This window comes from Micromonospora sp. NPDC049301, from assembly GCF_040678715.1.
Lineage (GTDB): Bacteria > Actinomycetota > Actinomycetes > Mycobacteriales > Micromonosporaceae > Micromonospora.
The window spans coordinates 642252-663411 of sequence record NZ_JBFAQO010000003.1 but is presented as its reverse complement, the minus strand read 5'-3'; the positions used below and the strand labels follow the sequence as shown (position 1 = coordinate 663411).

At 71.5% G+C, this 21160-nt stretch carries 20 protein-coding genes; 3 read left to right on the top strand and 17 right to left on the bottom strand.

Annotated features, from left to right (window positions below; translation table 11 throughout):
• From AB0K07_RS12915 to AB0K07_RS12905, 3 genes are read right to left on the bottom strand one after another with little or no spacing between them, the layout of a single operon-like run.
• The gene (locus AB0K07_RS12915; protein ID WP_363754159.1) at positions 1-804 is read right to left on the bottom strand and encodes an ABC transporter permease; all 804 of its coding nucleotides are present in this window, start codon (positions 802-804) and stop codon (positions 1-3) included.
• A 1-nt stretch (position 805) separates the two neighbouring features.
• Entirely contained in the window at positions 806-1576 is a 771-nt protein-coding gene (locus tag AB0K07_RS12910; protein WP_363754157.1) for an ABC transporter permease, read from the bottom strand.
• A 5-nt stretch (positions 1577-1581) separates the two neighbouring features.
• Positions 1582-2553 (bottom strand): ABC transporter ATP-binding protein, encoded by a 972-nt coding sequence (locus tag AB0K07_RS12905; protein WP_363754155.1) that lies wholly within the window; start codon positions 2551-2553, stop codon positions 1582-1584.
• Positions 2554-2716: 163 nt separating this feature from the next.
• Between AB0K07_RS12905 and shbA the strand changes: the two genes are divergently transcribed.
• From shbA to AB0K07_RS12890, 3 genes are all read left to right on the top strand, one after another.
• On the top strand, positions 2717-3289 hold the full coding sequence (shbA, locus tag AB0K07_RS12900; protein WP_363754153.1) for an RNA polymerase sigma factor ShbA: 573 nt from the start codon (positions 2717-2719) through the stop codon (positions 3287-3289).
• On the top strand, positions 3286-4155 hold the full coding sequence (locus tag AB0K07_RS12895) for an anti-sigma-D factor RsdA (RefSeq protein ID WP_363754151.1): 870 nt from the start codon (positions 3286-3288) through the stop codon (positions 4153-4155). Before shbA ends, AB0K07_RS12895 begins: the two co-directional genes overlap by 4 nt.
• A gap of 283 nt (positions 4156-4438) precedes the next feature.
• Positions 4439-5602, top strand: coding sequence for a serine hydrolase (locus AB0K07_RS12890; protein WP_363754149.1), 1164 nt, complete (start codon positions 4439-4441; stop codon positions 5600-5602).
• Positions 5603-5612: 10 nt separating this feature from the next.
• Here AB0K07_RS12890 and AB0K07_RS12885 read toward each other — a convergent pair whose 3' ends face one another.
• The 14 genes from AB0K07_RS12885 to AB0K07_RS12820 all read right to left on the bottom strand — a co-directional run bounded on the left by AB0K07_RS12885 (position 5613) and on the right by AB0K07_RS12820 (position 21101).
• On the bottom strand, positions 5613-6452 hold the full coding sequence (locus AB0K07_RS12885) for an amino acid ABC transporter ATP-binding protein (RefSeq protein ID WP_363754147.1): 840 nt from the start codon (positions 6450-6452) through the stop codon (positions 5613-5615).
• 5 nt (positions 6453-6457) lie between these two features.
• A complete protein-coding gene (locus AB0K07_RS12880) occupies positions 6458-7252 on the bottom strand; it encodes an amino acid ABC transporter permease (RefSeq protein WP_363754145.1) in 795 nt (264 codons plus the stop codon).
• Positions 7253-7328: 76 nt separating this feature from the next.
• Complete coding sequence (locus AB0K07_RS12875; RefSeq protein ID WP_363754142.1) at positions 7329-8147, bottom strand: basic amino acid ABC transporter substrate-binding protein; 819 nt, start codon at positions 8145-8147, stop codon at positions 7329-7331.
• A 212-nt stretch (positions 8148-8359) separates the two neighbouring features.
• A complete protein-coding gene (locus AB0K07_RS12870; protein WP_363754140.1) occupies positions 8360-8977 on the bottom strand; it encodes an LUD domain-containing protein in 618 nt (205 codons plus the stop codon).
• Complete coding sequence (locus AB0K07_RS12865) at positions 8959-10413, bottom strand: lactate utilization protein B (RefSeq protein WP_363754138.1); 1455 nt, start codon at positions 10411-10413, stop codon at positions 8959-8961. Before AB0K07_RS12865 ends, AB0K07_RS12870 begins: the two co-directional genes overlap by 19 nt.
• The gene (locus tag AB0K07_RS12860) at positions 10410-11186 is read right to left on the bottom strand and encodes a (Fe-S)-binding protein (RefSeq protein ID WP_363754136.1); all 777 of its coding nucleotides are present in this window, start codon (positions 11184-11186) and stop codon (positions 10410-10412) included. The genes AB0K07_RS12865 and AB0K07_RS12860 overlap by 4 nt, the downstream gene beginning before the upstream one ends.
• A gap of 2 nt (positions 11187-11188) precedes the next feature.
• Entirely contained in the window at positions 11189-12628 is a 1440-nt protein-coding gene (locus AB0K07_RS12855; protein WP_363754134.1) for an FGGY-family carbohydrate kinase, read from the bottom strand.
• Between the two features lie 30 nt (positions 12629-12658).
• Positions 12659-14692, bottom strand: coding sequence for a bifunctional aldolase/short-chain dehydrogenase (locus tag AB0K07_RS12850; protein ID WP_363754339.1), 2034 nt, complete (start codon positions 14690-14692; stop codon positions 12659-12661).
• A 38-nt stretch (positions 14693-14730) separates the two neighbouring features.
• On the bottom strand, positions 14731-15912 hold the full coding sequence (rhaI, locus tag AB0K07_RS12845; RefSeq protein ID WP_363754132.1) for an L-rhamnose isomerase: 1182 nt from the start codon (positions 15910-15912) through the stop codon (positions 14731-14733).
• A complete protein-coding gene (locus AB0K07_RS12840) occupies positions 15909-16286 on the bottom strand; it encodes an L-rhamnose mutarotase (RefSeq protein ID WP_363754130.1) in 378 nt (125 codons plus the stop codon). Before AB0K07_RS12840 ends, rhaI begins: the two co-directional genes overlap by 4 nt.
• Before the next feature lie 65 nt (positions 16287-16351).
• Positions 16352-17437, bottom strand: coding sequence for a rhamnose ABC transporter substrate-binding protein (gene rhaS / locus AB0K07_RS12835; protein WP_363754127.1), 1086 nt, complete (start codon positions 17435-17437; stop codon positions 16352-16354).
• Between the two features lie 37 nt (positions 17438-17474).
• Positions 17475-18530 carry an ABC transporter permease gene (locus tag AB0K07_RS12830; RefSeq protein WP_363754125.1) on the bottom strand — a complete coding sequence of 352 codons (1056 nt, stop codon included), beginning with the start codon at positions 18528-18530 and terminating at the stop codon, positions 17475-17477.
• Entirely contained in the window at positions 18520-19581 is a 1062-nt protein-coding gene (locus AB0K07_RS12825; RefSeq protein WP_363754123.1) for an ABC transporter permease, read from the bottom strand. The genes AB0K07_RS12830 and AB0K07_RS12825 overlap by 11 nt, the downstream gene beginning before the upstream one ends.
• Complete coding sequence (locus AB0K07_RS12820; protein ID WP_363754121.1) at positions 19578-21101, bottom strand: sugar ABC transporter ATP-binding protein; 1524 nt, start codon at positions 21099-21101, stop codon at positions 19578-19580. The genes AB0K07_RS12825 and AB0K07_RS12820 overlap by 4 nt, the downstream gene beginning before the upstream one ends.
• Positions 21102-21160: the final 59 nt, after the last annotated feature.

Below are 21160 nucleotides of genomic sequence, written 5' to 3'. Positions count from 1 at the left end.
TCACCCCGCGATCCGGACGGTGGTGGTGGCGCCCCAGATGGCCAGCGACAGGAAGAAGTCGACGATGTTGACGGCGACGATGGCGAGCCGCACGGCCCGTCCGACCGCGACGCCGACGCCGGCGGGCCCACCGGTGGCGGTGTAGCCGTAGTAGCAGTGCACCAGCACCACGATCACGCTGAACACCAGCACCTTGCCGAAGGACCAGAGCACGTCCTCCGGCGGCAGGAACAGGTGGAAGTAGTAGTCGTACGTGCCGGCGGACTGTCCGAAGTAGAAGACGGCGATGGTGCGGGTGGCCAGGTAGCTGGCCAGCAGCCCCACCACGTACAGCGGGATGACCGCGACGAACCCGGCGATCATGCGGGTGGTGACCAGGAACGGCAGCGAGGGGATCCCCATCACCTCGAGGGCGTCCACCTCCTCGGAGATCCGCATCGCCCCGAGCTGGGCGGTGAACCCGCAGCCCACGGTGGCCGACAGGGCCAGCGCCGCGACCAGCGGGGAGATCTCCCGGGTGTTGAAGTACGCCGAGACGAAACCGGTGAACGCGCTGCTGCCGAGCTGGTTGAGCGCCTGGTAGCCCTGGAGGCCGACCTCGGTGCCGGTGAAGAAGGTCAGGAAGCAGATGACACCGACGGTGCCGCCCAGCACGGCGAGCGCGCCGGAGCCGAAGCTCACCTCCGCCAGCAGGCGGATCACCTCGCGCTTGTAGCGGCGTACGGTGCGCGGCGCCCAGGCGAACGCCCGCAGGTAGAAGGCGAGCTGTCCGCCCAGGTCGTCGAGGTGTCGCAGCGCCGGCACGTCAGCTTCCCTTCTGCGGTACGACCTGGAAGTACACGGCCGTGACGATGAAGTTCAGCGCGAACAGCAGCATGAAGGTGATCACCACGCTCTGGTTGACCGCGTCGCCGACCCCCTTCGGGCCGCCCTTGGCGGTCATCCCCTTGTACGAGGCGACCAGCGCGGCGGCGGCGCCGAACAGCAGCGCCTTGACCTCGCCCACCAGCAGGTCCGGCAGTTGCCCCAGGGCCTGGAAGCTGGCCAGGTACGCGCCGGGTGTGCCGCCCTGCAGGACCACGTTGAACAGGTAGCCGCCGGTCACCCCGACCACGCTGACCAGGCCGTTGAGCAGCACGGCGACCAGCATCGAGGCGAGCACGCGGGGCACCACGAGACGATGGATGGGGTCGATGCCCAGCACCTGCATCGCGTCGAGTTCCTCGCGGATCTTCCGGGAGCCGAGATCGGCGCAGATCGCCGAGCCTCCCGCGCCGGCGATGATCAGCGCGGTGACGATCGGCCCCGCCTCGCGGACCACCGCGAGCACCGACGCCGCGCCGGTGAACGACTGCGCGCCGAGCTGGCGGACCAGCGAGCCGAGCTGCAACGCGATGACCGCTCCGAAGGGGATGGAGACGAGCGCGGCGGGCAGGATGGACACCGAGCTGATGAACCAGGCCTGCTGGACGAACTCGCGGACCTGCACCGGTCGCCGGCCGAGGCCGCGCAGGGTGTCCAGGCAGAACGCGAAGAACTCGCCGGTGTGGCGTACGGCGGTGACGGGTCCGCTCACCGGGGTCACCTCCGCCCGTTCCCGGCCGGCGCCCAGTCGGCCAGCCCGGCGAACGAGCCGGGTGGCGGCGTGACGCCGTGCTCCCGGCACCACTGCCCCGGGGGCCGCTCGGCGGCGCGGGGCTGTCCGTCCGACGGCGGCAGCTGCAGCGGGATGGGTGGCAGCGGTGGCAGCTCCACGCCCGCGTCCGCCTCGGCCCGCAACTCCTCGGCGTCCTTCTCCTCGGCCATGCCGATCGGTCCGACGCGCTGGGCGTTGAGGAACTGCCGCACCACCGGCTCCGTGCTGGACAGCAGCAACTCCCGCGACCCGAACATGGCCAGGTGCCCGTGGTAGATCAGGCCGATGTTGTCCGGCACGGTGCGCGCGGTGTTGATGTCGTGCGTGACGATCAGGAAGGTCGCCCCGGTCCGCTGGTTGAGGTCGATGATCAGCTGGTTCAGGTACGCGGTGCGCACCGGGTCCAGCCCGGAGTCGGGCTCGTCGAAGAGGACGATGCGGGGATCGAGCACGAGCGCGCGGGCCAGGCCGGCTCGTTTGCGCATCCCGCCGGAGATCTCCCCCGGCAGTTTCCGTTCGGCGCCGATCAGGCCGACCATGTCCAGCTTCTCGCTGACGACCTCGCGGATCTGGGACTCGGACTTGCGGGTGTGCTCCCGCAGCGGGAAGGCGACGTTGTCGTAGATCGTCATCGAGCCGAACAGCGCGCCGTCCTGGAACAGCACCCCGAACAGCTTGCGCACCTCGTACAACTCCCGCTCGGAGAGCCGAGGCAGGTCTCTGCCCTCGATCCAGATCGACCCGGCGTCCGGGCGGAGCAGCCCCACCAGTGTCTTGAGGAACACCGACTTGCCGGTGCCGGACGGACCCAGCAGCACGGATATCTCGCCGGCCGGCAGGGTCAGGCTGACGTCCGACCAGACCGGCTGGCCACCGAAGGACTTGGTCAGCCCCTGCACCGCCACCTCGACGCCCATCCACCCCCCTCTCGGCTCCTACCTGTGACATCGCGGTGATCCCGGCGGGCGTAACAACTTCTTTGGGCTACCTCGTCGGCACGCACCGTGAACTAGGCAAAGTGGCGCGCGTCTCGATAGCGTGCGGTTAACCCGCCGGTAACGAAGGTGCCTCGCGTCCCCCATGACCACAGCGATCGAGCCAGAGCTCGTCCACCTGGCCGCCAACGGCGACCGGGCGGCGGTCGCTGCCCTGCTCACCGGTGTGCGGCCGGGGCTGGTCCGCTACTGCCGGGCCCGGCTGGGACGCGTCGGCGGGGCGTACACCACCGCCGACGACGTCGCTCAGGAGGTCTGCCTGGCGGTGTTGAAGGCCCTTCCCGGCTACCGCGACCAGGGCCGGCCGTTCTCCGCGTTCGTCTTCGCCATCGCGGCGAACAAGGTGGCCGACGCCCAGCGCGCGGCGGTCCGCGGCGCCGCCGTCACCGACGCCGACCTGGAGCAGGAGGACACCACACCCGGGCCGGAGCAGCAGGCCGTCGCCACCGATCTGGCCCGACGACTCGCGGTGCTGCTGCACCGCCTCCCCGATCTTCAGCGGGAGATCATCACCCTGCGCGTGGCGGTCGGTCTCACCGCCGAGGAAGTGGGCTCGATCCTCGGCATGTCGGCGCCCGCCGTACGGGTGGCCCAGTCCCGCGCCCTGGCCCGGCTCCGTACCCTTGCCGGCGACGGACTTGACGAGGTGGCGGCATGAGCGAGCCCCGGCCGGACGGCGGCGAGGACATGGACCTCGCCGCGATCCACCGCGACGACCTGCTCCTCGACGCGCTCGGCCGCGACGAGCAGGAGGCCGACGCCGACGGCCTCACGGCGATGCTGGCCGCCTGGCGTGCCGACCTCACCACCGACGAGCCGGCCACCGTGGTCGACGGCCCGGTCCACGTCGTCCCGCCACCGTCCGCCAGTCGGGCCCGCACGCTCCGGGCCGGCGCCCCCGCCGCCCCCGTTCCCGGCCCGACCCGGTGGCAGCCGTCCGCGCGGCGAGCCCTGGGGATGGCCGCCGCCGTGCTCGCCGTGCTCATGCTGGCGACCGGGCTGGGAGTCGCCAGCCACGACGCCGGGCCGACCAGTCCTCTGTGGTCGCTGACCAAGGTGCTCCATCCCGAGCGGGCGGAGGTGCTCGGCGTCGAACACACCACCGCCCGTGCCCGCGCGGCCGTCGCGGAGGGACGGTACGACGAGGCCCGGGAGCTGATCGACCAGGCCCAGCGGGACCTGGGCCGGGTCACCGATCCGGCCGACGCCGCCCGCCTGCGCGCCGACATCGACGCCGTCCTGCGGGACCTGGCCGCGCACCGGTGCCCCGACTGGCCGCACTGCGCCACCGTGCCGATGGTTCCGACGCCGTCGCCCGCGGTGTCGACCGCCGCCGCCCCCGGGCTCTCCGGCGCACCGTCGCCGGCCAGGCCGTCGCCGACGCCACCGCAACCGGCGCCGACCCACCGACCGACCTCCACCGCCACCCCGTCGCTGCCCCGACTTCCGTTGCCGTCGGTGCCGCTCCCGTCGGTACTGCCGTCGCTACCCGCGCTGCCCCTGCCGACCGATCTGCTCGGCTGACCGATCCAGGGCACAGAAGAGCGTCGCTGCTGCACGTTTCCGACATCATGGCCAAATGGCGGCAGCACTCTCCCATTCCACGCGGCGATGCACTTTTGTGAACAAAACACCGTCTCGCGGAAAAGACACAGAGACGAGTCGTCGCGGACGCTAATGGCGCAGACAACCGGGCCCGAACGCGATGACTCGACGTGCTTTCGCCAATCCGACCGGCCCCGGCCCCGCTGACGATTACGTTCGTTACGTGACCGACTTTCGGTTTGCCGCCGTGACACTGAGCGCCATGCTGGTTCTGCCCGCTGTGGCGGTGACGCCACCGGCGCGGGCGACAGCCGCGCCATCCGTGCCGTGCCCCGCCGTGAAGCCGCCGACTCCACCGCCGGCCATACCGTCCCCGCCACCGGTCGACGCCGCCGACCGGGCGGTCGGGGGGCAGGAGCTGGCGACGGCCGGCCTGGCGATTCCGGTGGGTGCGCCGATGGCGCCGGCAGTGACCGCGACCTCTTGGCTCGTGGCGGACCTCAACAGTGGCGAGGTGCTGGGCGGATGCGGCCCCCACGAGCGCCGGACGCCGGCAAGCGTCCAGAAGCTGCTGCTGGCGGCGTCCCTGATGCCCCGCCTGGATCCGACCCGGATGGTCGAGGTGACCAGTGCGGATCTGCGTGACCTGGACCCGGCCAGCTCGCTGATGGGAGTGGTCGCGGGTGGCCGTTACTCCGTCGAGAGCCTGTGGCTGGGGTTGCTGCTCCGGTCGGGGAACGATGCGGCGAACGTGCTCGCTCGGGTGGGCGGCGGCAGCGCGGGCAGACCGGGCGGGGTCGAGGCGATGAACGACGAGGCACGTCGGCTGGGCGCGAACCAGACCCACGCGGCGACGCCCTCGGGCCTGGACGGTCCGGGCCAGTACACCAGCGCGTACGACCTCGCGCTGATCGCACGGGCCACCTTCGCCAGGGAGGACTTCCGGCGGTACGTGGCCACGACGGTGGCGCAGATACCGGCGGGGCCGGGAAACCCGGCATTCGCCATCACTCACGACAACACGCTGCTCGGCCACTATCCCGGGACGCTCGGGGGGAAGACGGGCTTCACCGACCTGGCTCGGCAGACGTACGTCGGTGTGGCCGAACGCGACGGTCGACGGCTCGCGGTGACCCTGCTCGGGGCGGAGACCGCGCCGCTGGGGAGCCTGGGAGAGGCGGCAGCGCTGCTCAACTGGGGCTTCGCCCTGCCTCGCGACGCGTCCGTCGGCCGCCTCGTGGAACCCGACGAGAAGAAGCACGACAGCCCGGTCGTCCCCGTCAAGGGCGCGCGTCCGGCCCCGGCTGCGGAATCCTCGATCTCGGTGTCCACCGGGCTGGGGCTCAGCGCCGTCGTCGTGCTGGCCGTCCTGCTCATGGCGACGCCGTGGCGGCGCAGAGCCGCACGGGAAGCCGGCCGACAGTAGCCGGTCGCGCTCACACGTTGTGGCGGTCGTCCGTCGGCAGGTGTGGCGGCTCCGGGGGCTCCGGGGCCTGGGCGGGCTGACCGAGCTGCGCGACACGGGTCGGGTCGAGGACCCGGGAGAGGAACGAGCGCGTGCGCTCGTGCTGCGGCGCACCGAGCACCTCCTGCGGAGGCCCCTGCTCGACCACCACGCCGCCGTCCATGAACACGACCCGGTCGGCGACGTCCCGCGCGAACGCCATCTCGTGGGTGACCACCATCATCGTCATGCCGTCCTCGGCCAGCTTGCGCATCACGGTGAGCACGTCGCCGACCAGTTCCGGGTCGAGGGCGGAGGTCGGCTCGTCGAAGAGCATCAGCTTGGGCTCCATCGACAGCGATCGGGCGATCGCCGCCCGCTGCTGCTGCCCGCCGGAGAGCTGCGCCGGGAAGGCCTCGGCCTTGTCGGTCAGGCCGACCCGCTCGAGGTTGTCCCGCGCGATCCGCTCGGCCTCGCCTCGGCCGCGGCGCAGCACCCGACGTTGGGCGATGGTGAGGTTGTCCAGCACGGTCAGGTGCGGGAAGAGGTTGAACGACTGGAAGACCATGCCGATGCCACGGCGTACGGAGTCGATCTCGACGTCCGGGTCGGTCATCTCGACACCGTTCACCCAGATCTTGCCGGCGGTCGGCTCCTCCAGCAGGTTGACGCAGCGCAGCAGCGTCGACTTGCCGGACCCGGACGGCCCGATGACGCAGACCACCTCGCCGTGGCCGACCTCGAAGTCGATGCCCTTGAGCACTTCGAGCGGCCCGAACGACTTGTGCAGGTCACGGATCTCGACGGCGGGCCGGGGTTGGGTGGTCGTCATGTGGGTCACCGGGCCTTGGCGTAGCGGAGTTCGAGGCGTCGTACCACCTGGGACAGCGGCAGGGTGATGACCAGGTAGGCGAGGCCGGCCACCAGCAGCGGCGTGGCGTTGACCCGGTCGTTCAGCGTGTCCCGGCCGAACTTGGTGACCTCGATGGTCTGCGCCGTCACGCCGAGCACGTAGGCCAGCGACGAGTCCTTGGTGAGCAGGATGAGTTCGTTCGTCAGCGGCGGGATCACGATCCGGAACGCCTGCGGGATGACGATGGTGCGCATCGCCGTGAAGTGCGACATGCCGAGGGTGCGTGCCGCCTCCATCTGCCCCTTCGGCACGGCCTGGATGCCGGCCCGGATGGTCTCGGCCATGTACGCCGCGGCGGTCAGGCCGAGACCGATCGCGATCGACCCGAACACGCCCCCGGGGATCTCCCGCTCGGGGAAGGCGATCGGAATGCCGTACCCGACGAGGAAGAGCACCAGCAGCGCGGGCAGACCCCGGAACAGCTCGATGTACGCCGTCGCCACCCAGCGGTACGGAGCCACCCGGGACAGCCGCATCAGCGCGAGGATCGTGCCGAACACGAGCCCGAAGGCGAAGGCCCCCAGCGTGTAGAGGATCGTGTTGCGCAGCGCGACGGTGATGATCGTCGGGAACATCGACTCGATGATGTCGACGCGGAAGAACGCCGCTCGCAGCCGGCCCCAGTCCGCGGCGTAGACCGCCACGGCGATGACGGCGATGAAGGCCAGGTACTGGAGCCAGAGGGACAGCCGCTCTCGCTGGCGGCGCCGCAGCTTCACGTTCGCTCCTCGCGTTCCCAGGGGGTGCCTACGCGGAGGGCGCGCGAGTCGCGCGCCCTCCTGCCATGAGCTTCGATCACGCGCTCGGCCGCTTGCCGATCCACTTCTCGTAGATCGTGTCGTACGTGCCGTCCTGCTTGGCCTTGCTCAGCGCCTCGTTGACCTTCTTGAGCAGTTCCGGGTTGCCGTCCTTCTTCACCGAGAACCCGTACTGCTCGCCGGTGTCGAACTCGGCCGCGACCGCGAAGCCGCCCGGGTTCTCCTTGAGGTACTCGGTCCAGACCGGCAGGTCGTTGATGGCCGCCTCGACCTGCCCGTTGGCGAGAGCCTGCTGAAGGGCGGCGAGGTCCTCGAACTCGACGAGCTGGAGGCCCTTCTCCTTCTCGAACTTGCGGGCGTAGTCACGGCCGGTGGTCGCCGCCTGGACGCCGAGCTTCTTGCCCTTGAGGTCGTCCAGCGACTTGTAGGGCTTGCCGGTCTTGACCAGCATCGCCTGAGTGGCGTCGAAGTAGGGATCGGAGAAGTTCATGACCTTCTGCCGTTCCTCGGTGATCGTCATGCCGGCGGCGGCAGCGTCGCACTTGCCCGTGTTCAGGTCCTGGCCGGACTTGATGCCCTCGAACGGGGTGTCGACGATCGTCTGCTCGACGCCCAGGTCCTTGGCGACCAGGTCCATGAGGTCGACGTCGAACCCGACGACCTTGCCGCTGGCGTCCTTCGACTGGAAGGGCGGGTACGGCAGGTGGGTGCAGACGGTCAGCTTGCCCGCCTGGACCAGCTTGACCCCGCTCGCCTGGGTCTCGCCCTCGTCCTTCTTGGCACATCCCGCGCTGAGCGACAGGGCGGCGATCGCCGCGACGAGGCCGGCCCTGCGGGCTGCGCTGTGAAACCTCACGGCTGTGTCCCTCCAGTTCGGCTCCCGTGCGGGGCGGGCAGCCGGGGTTGGTGCGAAGACGGTGTGAGAGGCGACGCTACCTGATCGGAAAAGCCGCACCTAGGTCACGTCGAGTCGTTGTGATCAGTGCGGCACGCGTCACGGTCGGTACACCCGACAACCGGTCCCTAAACGGGACGGCGGGTACGGAATCTGCCACCGACCGTGGCCGTTCAGCTCGGGACGATGACCACGTGCAGGTGCCGGGGGCCGTGGACGCCCTCGACCCGGTTGAGTTCGATGTCGCTGGTGGCGGACGGGCCGCTGATCCAGGTGAGCGGGCGCTCCGGGCCCAGGCGGGCCAGGGCGTCCGGCACGCCGGCGACGACCTGGTCGGTACGCAGCACGCAGACGTGCACGTCGGGCAGGAGCGTGACGACCCGTCGCCCCTGGGCCGGGCCCGCGTCGAGGACGACCGTCCCGGTCTCGGCCACGGCGACCGCCGCCGCGGTGACCACCCCGTCGGCGGCGGCGATCTGGTCCCTCGGCAGGTCGTCGTCGGTCAGCACCTCGACGGAGTCGGGCAGCCAGTGCCGGGGCAGCCCCGGCGGGACCACGACACGTCGGCCGCCGAGAACGGCGTCGACCACCTGGGCCACCTCGCCGTCGGAGCACCGGTGCACGGTGGCCCGGTAGTCGGTGAGCCGGTCCACCAGGACGTCGAGGTCCACGGCGCCGCCGGCCGGCCGGTAGTGCCGCCCGACCTCGGCGGGGGTGGTCGGGGACGGGCCGAGAGCGGCACGCAGACGGCCGAGGATCAACTCGCGGGAGGTCATCGTTGCGCCCACCATTCGCGGAAGGTCTGCTGCGGCGGCTGCGGCAGGTCGCGGCCGATGGTCCAGCCGGACAGCGGCGGAGGAAGGCCGCCACCTCGCCGGCCGGCGAAGCGGCTCACCCGCGAGGCCCGCTGCGCGGCCTCGTACAACGGCAGATGGTCCATGGTGTACGCGGCGGCGGCCATGGTGACCGCCTCTACGCTCGGGAGGCGATGCTCGCTGCGGTACGCCGCCACGTGCTGGCCGCGCAGGTGCACCAGGATCGACGGGATGTCGATCATCACCGGGCAGGCGTCGAAGCACGCGCCGCAGAGCGAGGAGGCGTAGGGCAGGGACGCGTTGTCCTCCACGCCGGTCAGCTGCGGGGAGAGCACGGCGCCGATCGGCCCGGGGTAGACGGAGCCGTACGCGTGCCCGCCGGTCCGCTCGTAGACGGGGCAGACGTTGAGACAGGCGGAGCAGCGGATGCAGTGCAGCGCCTGACGGCCGACCTCGTCGGCGAGCACCGCGCTGCGGCCGTTGTCCAGCAGCACGAGGTGGAAGGCCTGCGGCCCGTCGCCGGGCGTCACACCGGTCCACATCGAGGTGTACGGGTTCATCCGCTCCCCGGTGGAGGCCCGGGGCAGCAGTTGCAGGAACACCTCCAGGTCGGTCCAGGTGGGGACGACCTTCTCGATGCCCATCACCGTGATCAGGGTGTCCGGCAGGGTGAGGCACATCCGGCCGTTGCCCTCCGACTCGACCACCGCGAGGGTGCCGGTCTCGGCCACCGCGAAGTTCGCCCCGGAGACGGCCACCCGGGTGCTGAGGAACGTGCGGCGCAGGTGGCGGCGGGCCGCCGCCGCCAGGATCGCCGGCTCGTCGGTCAGCGCCGGGTCGACGCCGGGCATCTCGCGCAGGAAGATCTCCCGGATCTCCGCCCGGTTGCGGTGGATCGCGGGTACCAGGATGTGGCTGGGCTTGTCCCGCCCGAGCTGGACGATCAGCTCGGCGAGGTCGGTCTCCACCGGTTCGATGCCGGCCGCCTCCAGCGCCTCGTTGAGGCCGATCTCCTGGGTGGCCATCGACTTGACCTTCATGACCCGGTCACTGCCGGTGGCCCGGACCAGGTCGGTGACGATCCGGTTGGCCTCGACGGCGTCGGCGGCCCAGTGCACGGTGCCGCCGGCGGCGGTGACCGCCGCCTCCAGTTGTCGCAGCAGCTCGGGCAGGCGGGCCATCACGTCGGTCTTGATGGCCCGGCCGGCCTCGCGCAGCTTCTGCCAGTCGGGGACCTCGCCGATCACCGCCGCCGACTTCGCGCGGATGGTGGACGTGGCGTGGCCGAGGTTGCGGCGCAGTTGGGCGTCGGCGAGGCTGCGCCGGGCCGCGACCGGGAAGGGCTCGTCGCCGCGCAGGTGCCCGACACCGCGCGGCGCGGTCGCCGGCATGCCGAGGAACGTCTCCGTCATGCCGTCACCCCGCCCCGCAGCGCCCGCTCCGTCGCGTTGCCTGCGGCCTCGGTGCTGGCCAGGATCTCCGCGAGGTGCACGGTCCGAACGCCGACCCGGAGCCGGGACAGGCCACCGCCGATGTGCATCAGGCAGGAGGCGTCCCCGGCGGTGCAGACATCGGCACGGGTGGACAGCACGTGGCGCATCTTGTCGGCCAGCATCGCCGTCGACGTGTCCGCGTTCTTCACCGCGAACGTGCCGCCGAAGCCGCAGCACTGCTCGGCCTGCGGCAGCTCCACCAGGTCCAGGCCGCGGACCTCGCGCAGCAGCCGCAGCGGCTTGTCCCCCACCCGGATCATCCGCAGCGAGTGGCAGGTCGGGTGGTACGTCACGCGGTGCGGATAGAACGCGCCCACGTCGGTCACGCCGAGCACGTCGACGAGCAGTTCCGACAGCTCGTACGTGCGCCCGGCGACCTCCTCGGCCCGACTGGCCAGCCGCTCGTCGCCAGCGGCCCGCGCCACCGTGGCGTGCTGGTGGCGTACCGAACCGACGCACGAGCCGGACGGGGCCACCACCACGTCGTACGGCGCGAAGGTGCGCACGTGCCGGCGCACCAGCCGCAGCGCGTCGTCCGGATAGCCGGTGTTGATGTGCATCTGCCCGCAGCAGGTCTGGTCCCGCGGAAAGACGACCTCGTGACCGAGCCGTTCCAGCAACCGCACCGTCGCCTTGGCCGCCTCGGGGAACAGGGTGTCGGCCAGACAGGTGACGAACAGGGCTATTCGCATACTCAGTCCTCCCATCCGAGGCGCCGGGCGGCGGCCCGCCAGGCCGTCCCGGTGACGCGTGGCTCGTACCGCACGATCTGTTGCGTCTCGCGCAGCACGGTCCGCAGCGCCGCCAGGTCGCCGCCGACGACGCCGAGGGCGCGGGCCTGTACCAGAACATTACCCAGCGCCGTGGCCTCGACCGGCCCCGCGAGCACGGGCAGGCCGCACGCATCGGCGGTGAGCTGGCACAACAGGTCGTTGCGCGCGCCCCCGCCGACGACGTGCACGGCGTCGATGTGCCGGTCGGCGAGCAGTTGCGCCTGGTGGACGGCGCGCCGGTGCGCCAGCGCGAGGCTGTCGAGGACGCACCGGACCGTGGCCGCCGGGGTGGCCGGCACCGGCTCTCCGCTGCGGCGGCAGGCGTCGGCGATGCGCGTGGGCATGTCGCCGGGTGGCAGGAACGTGGGATCGTCCAGGTCCACGACGGACCGGTAGGCCGGTTCCCCGGCCGCCTCTCCCAGCAGGGCGGGCAGGTCGGCGCGGTTCCAGGCGCGCAGCGACTCCTGCAGCGGCCACAAGCCCATCACGTTGCGCAGGTAGCGGATCGTGCCGTCGACACCGGACTCGTTGGTGAAGTTGGCGCGCCGGCTCGCCTCGCTGAGCACCGGGGCGTCCAGCTCGACCCCGACCAGGGACCAGGTGCCGCAGGAGATGTAGGCGAAGTGCCGTCCCTCCGCCGGCACACCCACCACCGCGGACGCGGTGTCGTGTGACCCCACCGCCACGACGGCGGGTTCGCCGGGCAGGCCCAGCGCGGGCAGGACCGGGCCGATCCGCGTGCCCGGCTCCCGCAGTGGCGGGAACAGCTCGCCGCGGATCCCCGCGTCGACCATCAGGTCGGTCGCCCAGGCGCGGCGACGAAGGTCGTACAGCTGGGTGGTGGAGGCGTTGGTGACCTCCGCGCCGATCTCTCCGGTCAGCCAGTACGCGATGAGGTCCGGAATCAGCAGCAGGCGGTGCGCCATGTCGAGCTGTGGCGTACCGGCGGCGGCGACGAGCTGGTAGAGGGTGTTGAACGGCAGGTGCTGCAACCCGGTCGTGGCGTACAGCCGGTCCTGGCCCAGCCGCTTCGCCACCCGGTCACCGACACCATCGGTGCGCCCGTCCCGGTAGTGCACCGGGTTGCCGAGCAGCGCGCCGGTCGCGTCGAGCAGCCCGTAGTCGACGGCCCAGGTGTCGATTCCGATGCTGGCGACGGGGCCGGCGGCGCGCAGGCCGTCGAGGACGCCCCGGTACAGCGCCAGGACGTCCCAGTGCAACGTGCCGGCCACCGGCACCGGGTCGTTGCGGAACCGGTGCGCCTCCGCCAGCTCCAGCCGCCCCGGCCCGACGCGGGCGACCATCACCCGGCCGCTGGAGGCGCCCAGGTCCACGGCGGCGAGGTGCACCGGCCCGCTCACCACATCGTCCTCATTCCCGTCCGAGGGTGGTCAGCGGAGGAAGGCCGCGGCGACGCCGGCGTCCACCGGGACGTGCAGGCCCGTCGTGTGCGACAGCTCCCCGTCGGTGAGCACGAAGACCGCGTTGGCGACGTGCTCCGGCAACACCTCGCGCTTGAGCAGCGTGCGCTGGGCGTAGAACTCACCGAGCTTCTCCTCCGGCACGCCGTAGACGGCGGCCCGCTGGGCGCCCCAACCGCCGGCGAAGATGCCCGAGCCGCGGACCACCCCGTCCGGGTTGACGCCGTTGACCCGGATGCCGTGGCCGCCCAGTTCGGCGGCGAGCAGCCGGACCTGGTGCGCCTGGTCGGCCTTGGCCGCGCCGTAGGCCACGTTGTTCGGGCCGGCGAACAGCGAGTTCTTGCTGGAGATGTAGACGATGTCCCCGCCCATCCCCTGGGCCAGCAGCACCCGGGCGGCCTCCCGGGAGACGAGGAAGGAGCCCTTGGCCATCACGTCGTGCTGGATGTCCCAGTCGGCCTCGGTCGTGTCCAGCAGCGACTTGGACAGCGACAGCCCGGCGTTGTTCACCACCAGGTCCACCCCGCCGAAGGCGAGCACCGCGTCACGCAGGGCCCCCGCGACGGCTTGCTCGTCACTGACGTCGGCGGCGACGGGGACCGCCACGTCGGTGGTACCGAGTTCCGCGGCGACGGCGGCGGCCGCCTCCGCGTCACGGTCGGCGACCACGACGCAGGCCCCCTCCGCGGCGAGCCGGTGGGCGATCGCCCGACCGATGCCGGAGCCACCACCGGTGACGAACGCGATCCGGGTGGCGAGGGGTTTCGGCTTCGGCATGCGCTGGAGCTTCGCCTCCTCCAGGGCCCAGTACTCGATCCGGAACTTCTCGGCCTCGTCGATCGGCGCGTACCGTGACACGGATTCCGCGCCGCGCATGACGTTGATGGCGTTGACGTAGAACTCGCCCGCCACCCGGGCGGTCTGCTTGTTGGCCCCGAAGCTGAACATGCCCACGCCGGGCACCAGGACCACGGCCGGATCGGCGCCGCGCATGGCCGGGCTGTCCGGGCCGGCGTGCCGCTCGTAGTAGGCGCGGTAGTCGTCGCGGTACGAGGTGTGCAGCTCCTTGAGCCGGGCGATCACGTCCTCGATCGGGGCGGTGGGCGGGAGGTCGAGCACCATCGGGCGGACCTTGGTGCGCAGGAAGTGGTCCGGGCAGGAGGTGCCGAGGGCCGCCAGCGCGGGGTGCTTCTCCCGCGCGACGAAGTCGAGCACCACGTCGCTGTCGGTGAAGTGGCCGACCTGCGGCCGGTCGGTGGACGCGAGGCCCCGCAGCACCGGGAACAGCTCCGCCGCCCGACGCCGTCGCTCGTCGGTTGGCAGCGGCTCGTAGCCGTCGACGACCGGGCCGAGCGGCTCGGCCCGACCCCGCTCGTCGAGGAACGTCTGCGCCGTGCGGATGATCTCCAGGGAGTTGCGTTCGCACTCGTCGCTGGTCGCGCCCCAGGCGGTGATACCGTGCCCGCCGAGGATCACGCCGATCGCCTGCGGGTTGGCCCGCGCAACCGCGGCGATGTCCAGGCCGAGCTGGAAGCCCGGCCGCCGCCACGGGACCCACCGCACCCGGTCGCCGAAGATCTCCTTGGTCAGCTCCGGCCCGTCGGCGGCGGCGGCGATGGCGATGCCGGCGTCGGGGTGCAGGTGGTCGACGTGCGCCGCGTCGACCAGGCCGTGCATCGCGGTGTCGATGGACGGCGCGGCACCGCCACGGCCGTGCAGGCAGTAGTCGAACGCGCCGACCATCTCGTCCTCGCGCTCGATGCCGGGGTAGACGTCGACGAGGGCGCGGAGCCGGTCCAGCCGCAGCGCGGCCAGACCGGTCGCGGTGAGGGTGCCCAGGTCACCACCGGAGCCCTTGACCCACAACAGGTCGACGGGCCCGCCGGTGACCGGATCGGTGTCCTCGCCCTTGGCGGAGGTGTTGCCCCCGGCGTAGTTCGTGGTCGTCGGGTCGGCACCGAGCCGGTTGCTGCGCGCGATCAGCGCCTGAACCTCGGGTTGCATCGTCCTCACGTCCCCAGTCTGCGTTTCCGTGGTGATGGTCAGGCGCCCCAGCCGGCCTGCTGGCCGTCGGCGCGTTCGGCGCGGATCTTGTCGAAGTAGCCGGAGCGGGCGTACGCGGCCATCGGGTCCGGGTCCAGGCCCAGGTCCGCGCGCAGCTCGGCGAGCAGCGGCCGGACGTCGGTGTTGTACGCGTCCATCAGCACGGCGTTCGCGCCCAGCACGTCACCGGCCCGCTGCGCGGCGGCCAGCGCGTCCGGATCGACGAGCAGCGCCTTCGCCGTGGCCTCCTGCACGTTGAGCACCGAACGGATGATGGCCGGGATCTTCGGCTCGATGTTGTGGCACTGGTCGAGCATGAAGGCGATGCCGGCCTCCGGCGCCAACGCGTCGGCCCGGACGATCTCGTGCATGATCCGGAACAGCTGGAACGGGTCCGCGGAGCCGACCATCAGGTCATCGTCGGCGTAGAAGCGGGAGTTGAAGTCGAACGCGCCGAGCTTCCCGACGCGCAGCAGGAACGCCACGATGAACTCGATGTTCGTACCCGGCGCGTGGTGCCCGGTGTCGATGACCACCTGCGCCTTCGGGCCCAACTCCAGGCAGTGCGCGTACGCGGTGCCCCAGTCCGGCACGTCGGTCGCGTAGAAGGCCGGCTCGAACAGCTTGTACTCCAGCAGCAGCCGTTGGCCGTCGCCGAGCCGGTCGTAGGTCTCCCGCAGCGCCGTCGCGAGCCGGTCCTGCCGGGCGCGAAGGTCGTCCTGGCCCGGGTAGTTGATCCCGTCGGAGAACCAGAGCTTCAGATCCCGGGAGCCGGTGCGGTCCATGATGTCCACACACTCGAGCAGGTGGTCGATCGCCTTGCGCCGCACACCCGGATCCGGGTTGGTGACACTGCCCAGCTTGTAGTCGTTGTCCTGGAAGACATTGGCGTTGATCGCCCCCAGGCCGACCCCGTGGTCGGTCGCGTACGCGGCCAGATCGGCGTAGTCGTCGACGCGGTCCCACGGGATGTGCAGGGCCACCGTCGGCGCGACGCCGGTGAGCCGGTGCACGACCGCCGCATCGGCGACCTTCTCGTACGGATTGCGCGGCACGCCCTCCTGCGGGAACACCTTGAACCGGGTTCCGGAATTGGCGTACGCCCAGGACGGGGTCTCGATGCGCTGGGCGCGCAGGGCGTGCGTGACCCGCTCGAGGGTCTGCGCGTCGGGCTGCGTCATGGTGTTTCTCCCGTCTGTGCGGCGAGCCGCGTCTCAGGCTCTGCGGTGAGCTGCGCCTCAAGGTTGAAGACCTCGTCCAGCGGCCGGATGGCCAGATCGGCGGCGCCCTGGTCGAGGCCGACGAAGTAGGGCGCCATCTCCGCCTGCCAGCGGGCGTTGACGTCGCGGGACTGCATGGCGGCCTGGGCCGCCGCGAGGTCGTCGGTGACCAGGTAACCCACGAGCAGGCCGTCCTCGCGCAGGAAGAGCGAGTAGTCGCGCCAGCCGCTCTCGGCCAGGGCGGTGAGCATCTCCGGCCAGACCCGCGTGTGGCGGGCACGGTACTCGTCGAGTCGGTCGGGGTGGACCTGGAGGGTGAAGCAGACGCGGGGCATGGTTCTCCTGTCGGCTCCCCCGCCCGGGGCGGCGCGCCGGTGCGCCGCCCCGGACGGAAGGGCGGTCAGAACTGGAACTGGTCGATGTTGTTCTTGTCGAAGACGGTGGGCGGTCCGAGGACGACCACCCCGTCCTTGCCGACGGTGAACTCGCCGAGCTTGCCGGCCTTGAACTTGTCGCCCTCGGCGCCGGTGATCTGGCCGGAGGCCAGTGCCGCGCCGGCGTACGCCGCGAGGTAGCCCAGGTCGGCCGGGCTCCACAGGGCGAACGCGTCGACGGTGCCGTCCTTGACGTACTGGCGCATCTGGTTCGGGGTGCCCAGACCGGTCAGCTTGACCTTGCCCTTGTACTGCGACCCGCTCAGGTACCGCCCGGCGGCGGCGACGCCGACCGTGGTCGGGGAGATGATGCCCTTGAGGTTCGGGTACGACTGGAGCAGACCCTGGGTCTCCTGGAAGGACTTCTGGTCGTCGTCGTTGCCGTACGCCACGGTGACCAGCTTGATCTTGCTGTACTCGGGCTTCTTCAGCTCGTCCTTCATGAGGGCGATCCAGGCGTTCTGGTTGGTCGCGTTGGCGGTCGCGGAGAGGATCGCGATCTCGCCCTCGCCACCGATCTGCTGGGAGATCAGCTTGACCTGGTTCTCCGCGATGCCCTCGGCGGTCACCTGGTTGACGAAGATCTGGCGGCACTCCGGCTTGGTGTCGGAGTCGAAGGTGACGATCTTCGCGCCGGCCGCCTTCGCCTGGTTCAGCGCCCCGCAGATGGCGTTGGGGTCGTTGGCCGACGTGACGATCACGTCCATGCCCTGCTGGGACAGGGTGTTGATGTAGCTGACCTGGGACGAGGCGCTGGCCTCGGAGGGGCCGACCTCCTTGAACTCACCCTTGATCTCGGTGACCGCGTCCTTGCCGCCGTTGTCCGAGACGGTGAAGTACGGGTTGTTCAGCTGCTTCGGCAGGAAGGCGATCTTGAGTCCTTCCTTGATGGCGGCGTCGGGGTTGGCGCCGCCACTGGCCTGGGTGCCGCCCCCGGCGTCGTTGCCGGAGTTGTCCCGGGTGGTGCCGCCGCACGCGGCGGCGCTGAGCAGCAGTGCGGCGAGCGTGAGGCTGGTGGCCCCGACGCGGAGGCCTCTGCGGTATGCGGACATCGTCATCCTTCCGGGGGTGGTTGGTGAGTGGGGGACGTCACGAAGCGACGGGGCGCCGCTGTCGTCGACGGTGCAGCCGGGCGCGGATGTCCGCGACGGCGTTGGGCAGTACCACGGATGCGATGAGCAGGGTGCCGGTGACGATCGTCAGCGCGTTGGCGTCGACGTCGGCGAGTTGCAGCGCGTTGCGCAGGACACCGAGGAGCAGGACGCCGGCCAGCACACCGAGCAGGGCACCCCGACCGCCGAAGATCGAGACACCACCGAGCAGCACGGCGGTGACGACGGTCAGCTCCAGGCCGGTGGCGTTGTCGCCGCGGGCGCTGGCGTAGCGCAGGGTCCAGAAGATGCCGACCAGTCCGCAGACGGCGCCGGAGACCACGAAGAGCCAGAACTTCGTCCGGGCCACCGAGACGCCGGTGAACGTGGCGGCCTGGTCGTTGTTGCCCATGGCGTAGAGCGCCCGACCGGCCGGGGTGGCGTGCAGCACGACTCCGAAGACCAGTGCGAGCAGCAGGAGCGGGACCACCACGACCGGGATGGACGTGCCGGGGATGTTCCGCACCACGGCGGCGGTCCAGTCGGCCGGGAAGTCCGCGACCGCCTGGTCGCCGAGCACGACGAAGGACAGCCCGCGGTAGAGGGCGAGCGTCCCGATGGTGACGGCCAGCGACGGCAGGCCGAAGCCGGTGACGAACAGGCCGTTCACCGCCCCGAGTACGGCGCCGAGCAGCACCACGAGGACGCAGATCAGCTCCAGGGACAGTCCGCTGGAGAGCCAGAGCTGCCCCATCAGGGTGCTGCACAGGCCGACCATGCTGGCCACCGAGAGGTCGATCTCGCCGGTGATGACGATCAGGGTCATCGGCAGCGCGATGAGCGCCAGCGGCACCAGGTCGAGCAGCAGGAACTGGGCGTTGCGGCCGGTGGCGAAGTTCTCCACGGTCAGCCCGGCGACCAGCACGGCCACCACGAGGGCGCCGACGATCACCGCGTCCCAGGAGCCGAGCAGCCCGCGCAGGGTGGCGAGGCGGCCCGCACCGGGCTCGGCCTCGACGGCGGGCGGTGCGGCGTACAGGCTGTCATGCGCCATGCGCGCTTCTCCCTCGGAGCCGGGCCGCCACCCGCAGGGCCAGGAGCCGGTCCAGCCCGATGGCGGCGAGGATGAGTGCGCCGACCACGGCCTGCTGCCAGAACGGGTCGATGCGCAGGACAGCGAGCGAGCTGCCGATCGTGGTCAGCAGCACCGCGCCGAGCGCCGCGCCGTAGGCGCTGCCGCTGCCGCCGAAGATCGCCACCCCGCCGACCACGGCGGCGGCGACGACCTGGAGTTCCAGGCCGGTGCCGGCGGCCGCGTCGAGAGTGCCGAACCGGGCCGCGTACAGCACGCCGGCGAGACCGGCGAGCGCGCCGTTGGCAACGAACACGGCGAACACCCGCCGGCCCACCGGGATGCCGGAGAGCCGGGCGGCGGCCGGCTCCGAGCCGATCGCGTAGAGCTCCCGGCCGCTGCGGTAGGAGCGCAGGTAGAAGCCGACGACGGCGACGACGACCAGCGCGACGAGGAACAGCACGGGTACGCCGAGCACCGTCTGGTTGCCCAGCCGCAGGAACGAGGAGGGCATGTCGGCGGCGTTGATCTGCCGTCCGGACGCCCAGTAGTAGTCGACGCCGCGGAAGGCGTAGAGGGTGCCGAGGGTGATGACCAGGGCGGGCACCCGGGCCACGGCGATCAGGCCACCGTTGACCACGCCGCAGAGCGCGCCCAGCGCGACACCCAGGACGAGGGCCACGGGCCACGGGGTGCCGGGCGCGGAGAGGAACAGCGAGCCGGTGGCGAACGCGACCAGGCCCAGGATCGAGCCGACGGAGAGGTCGACGTTGCGGGTGACGATGACCAGGGTCTGGCCGACCGCGAGGATCACCAGGATCGCGCAGCCCAGCAGCAGGTCCTTGACGCTCTGGCCGCTCAGGAACCGGTCGTTGCGCACGGTGGTCACCAGGACCAGCAGTCCGAGCGCGATCAGCAGACTCAGTTCGCGTACGGCGAGCAGCCGCTCGGTGAGGCCGTGGCGCCGCCGGTCGGGCTCGGTCGGTGCGTTCCCGGTGGCCCGCTCGGGCGCGCCGGTGTCGGTGCGGCTCATGCGGTCACTCCTTGACCGGTGGCGGCGTACATGATGGAGGTTTCGTCCGCCTCGGCCCGGGGCAGCTCGCGGACCAGTCGCCCCTCGTGCATGACCAGCACCCGGTCGGCCATGCCGAGCACCTCGGGCAGTTCGCTGCTGATCATGAGGATGGCCAGGCCCTCGCCGGCCAGCTCCGAGAGCAGCCGGTGCACCTCGGCCTTGGTGCCGACGTCGATGCCCCGGGTCGGTTCGTCGATGATCAGGATCCGTGGGTCGGTGGCCAGCCACTTGGCGAGCACGACCTTCTGCTGGTTGCCGCCGGAGAGGGTCGCCACCGGGGCGCCGAGCCGGGACGCCTTCACCTGCAACCTGCGCGTCCAGTTGCGGGCCTCGGCGCGCTCGGCGCCGCCGAGCAGGAGACCCAGCCGGCTCAGCGCCCGACGGCGGGCCAGCGTCGCGTTGCGTTCCACCGACAGCTCCATGACCAGGCCCTGCTGCCGCCGGTCCTCGGGGACCAGCGCCATGCCGGCGGCGATCGCCCGACCCGGCTTTCCCGCCGGGACAGCTCGCCCGGCCACCAGCACCTCCCCCGTGTCGTAGCGGTCGACGCCGAAGACGGCGCGGGCGACCTCGCTGCGGCCGGCGCCGACCAGCCCGGCGAGCGCGACGATCTCCCCGCCCCGGACGGAGAACGACACGTCGGTGAAGACGCCGGCCCGGGTGAGCCCACGGACCTCGAGCAGGGTGTCCCGCAGCTCGGCGGTCTGCTTGGGGTAGAGCGAGGAGACGTCCCGGCCGACCATGCGCCGCACCACCTCGTCGACGGTGAGGTCGGCGGCGCGGTCGCTGGAGACCCAGCCGCCGTCGCGCAGTACGGTGACGCGGTGGCACAGGTCGAACACCTCGTTGAACCGGTGCGAGATGAACAGCACGGCGGCTCCGCGTTCGCACAGCGACCGGGCGACCGCGAAGAGCCGTTCGACCTCCACACCGGAGAGTGCGGCGGTGGGCTCGTCCATGACCAGGACGCGGGCGTCGAAGGAGATGGCCTTGGCGATCTCGACGAGCTGCTGGTCGGCGATGGAGAGCCCCCGGGCGGGGCGGGTCGGGTCGATGCGGACCCCGAGCCGTTCGAACAGCCGCTCGGCGTCGCGGTGCATCGCCGCGCTGTCGATGCGGCGCAGGCCGCGAAGCGGTTGCCGGCCCATGAAGATGTTCTCCGCCACGGACAGATCCGGGAAGAGCGTCGGCTCCTGGTAGATGACGGCGATGCCGGCGGCCCGGGCGTCGGCGGGGCCGCGCAGCCGCAGCGGCTGCCCGTCCAGGGCCATCTCGCCGGAGTCCGGCGGGTGCGCGCCGGCCAGGATCTTCACCAGGGTGGACTTGCCCGCCCCGTTCTCACCGACCAGGGCGTGGGCCTCACCGGCGTGCAGCGCCAGGTGCACCCCACGCAGCGCGGCGACGGCCCCGAAGGACTTCGTCACGCCGTCGAGTACCAGCAGCGGAGCGCCGTCCGTGCCTGGTGCGTCGGCGGTCATCCGATCCCCTCCTGAATCGTTTCATGAGTCGTGCATGGACCGTAGGGGGAGGCGTTCGA

Coding starts and splice junctions, on each gene's coding strand:
- AB0K07_RS12905 (WP_363754155.1), bottom strand. CDS start 2,553: ATGGGCGTCGAGGTGGCGGTGCAGGGGCTGACCAAGTCCTTCGGTGGC.
- shbA (WP_363754153.1), top strand. CDS start 2,717: ATGACCACAGCGATCGAGCCAGAGCTCGTCCACCTGGCCGCCAACGGC.
- AB0K07_RS12895 (WP_363754151.1), top strand. CDS start 3,286: ATGAGCGAGCCCCGGCCGGACGGCGGCGAGGACATGGACCTCGCCGCG.
- AB0K07_RS12890 (WP_363754149.1), top strand. CDS start 4,439: ATGCTGGTTCTGCCCGCTGTGGCGGTGACGCCACCGGCGCGGGCGACA.
- AB0K07_RS12885 (WP_363754147.1), bottom strand. CDS start 6,452: ATGACGACCACCCAACCCCGGCCCGCCGTCGAGATCCGTGACCTGCAC.
- AB0K07_RS12870 (WP_363754140.1), bottom strand. CDS start 8,977: ATGGTGGGCGCAACGATGACCTCCCGCGAGTTGATCCTCGGCCGTCTG.
- AB0K07_RS12865 (WP_363754138.1), bottom strand. CDS start 10,413: ATGACGGAGACGTTCCTCGGCATGCCGGCGACCGCGCCGCGCGGTGTC.
- AB0K07_RS12860 (WP_363754136.1), bottom strand. CDS start 11,186: ATGCGAATAGCCCTGTTCGTCACCTGTCTGGCCGACACCCTGTTCCCC.
- AB0K07_RS12850 (WP_363754339.1), bottom strand. CDS start 14,692: ATGCAACCCGAGGTTCAGGCGCTGATCGCGCGCAGCAACCGGCTCGGT.
- rhaI (WP_363754132.1), bottom strand. CDS start 15,912: ATGACGCAGCCCGACGCGCAGACCCTCGAGCGGGTCACGCACGCCCTG.
- AB0K07_RS12840 (WP_363754130.1), bottom strand. CDS start 16,286: ATGCCCCGCGTCTGCTTCACCCTCCAGGTCCACCCCGACCGACTCGAC.
- rhaS (WP_363754127.1), bottom strand. CDS start 17,437: ATGTCCGCATACCGCAGAGGCCTCCGCGTCGGGGCCACCAGCCTCACG.
- AB0K07_RS12830 (WP_363754125.1), bottom strand. CDS start 18,530: ATGGCGCATGACAGCCTGTACGCCGCACCGCCCGCCGTCGAGGCCGAG.
- AB0K07_RS12825 (WP_363754123.1), bottom strand. CDS start 19,581: ATGAGCCGCACCGACACCGGCGCGCCCGAGCGGGCCACCGGGAACGCA.
- AB0K07_RS12820 (WP_363754121.1), bottom strand. CDS start 21,101: ATGACCGCCGACGCACCAGGCACGGACGGCGCTCCGCTGCTGGTACTC.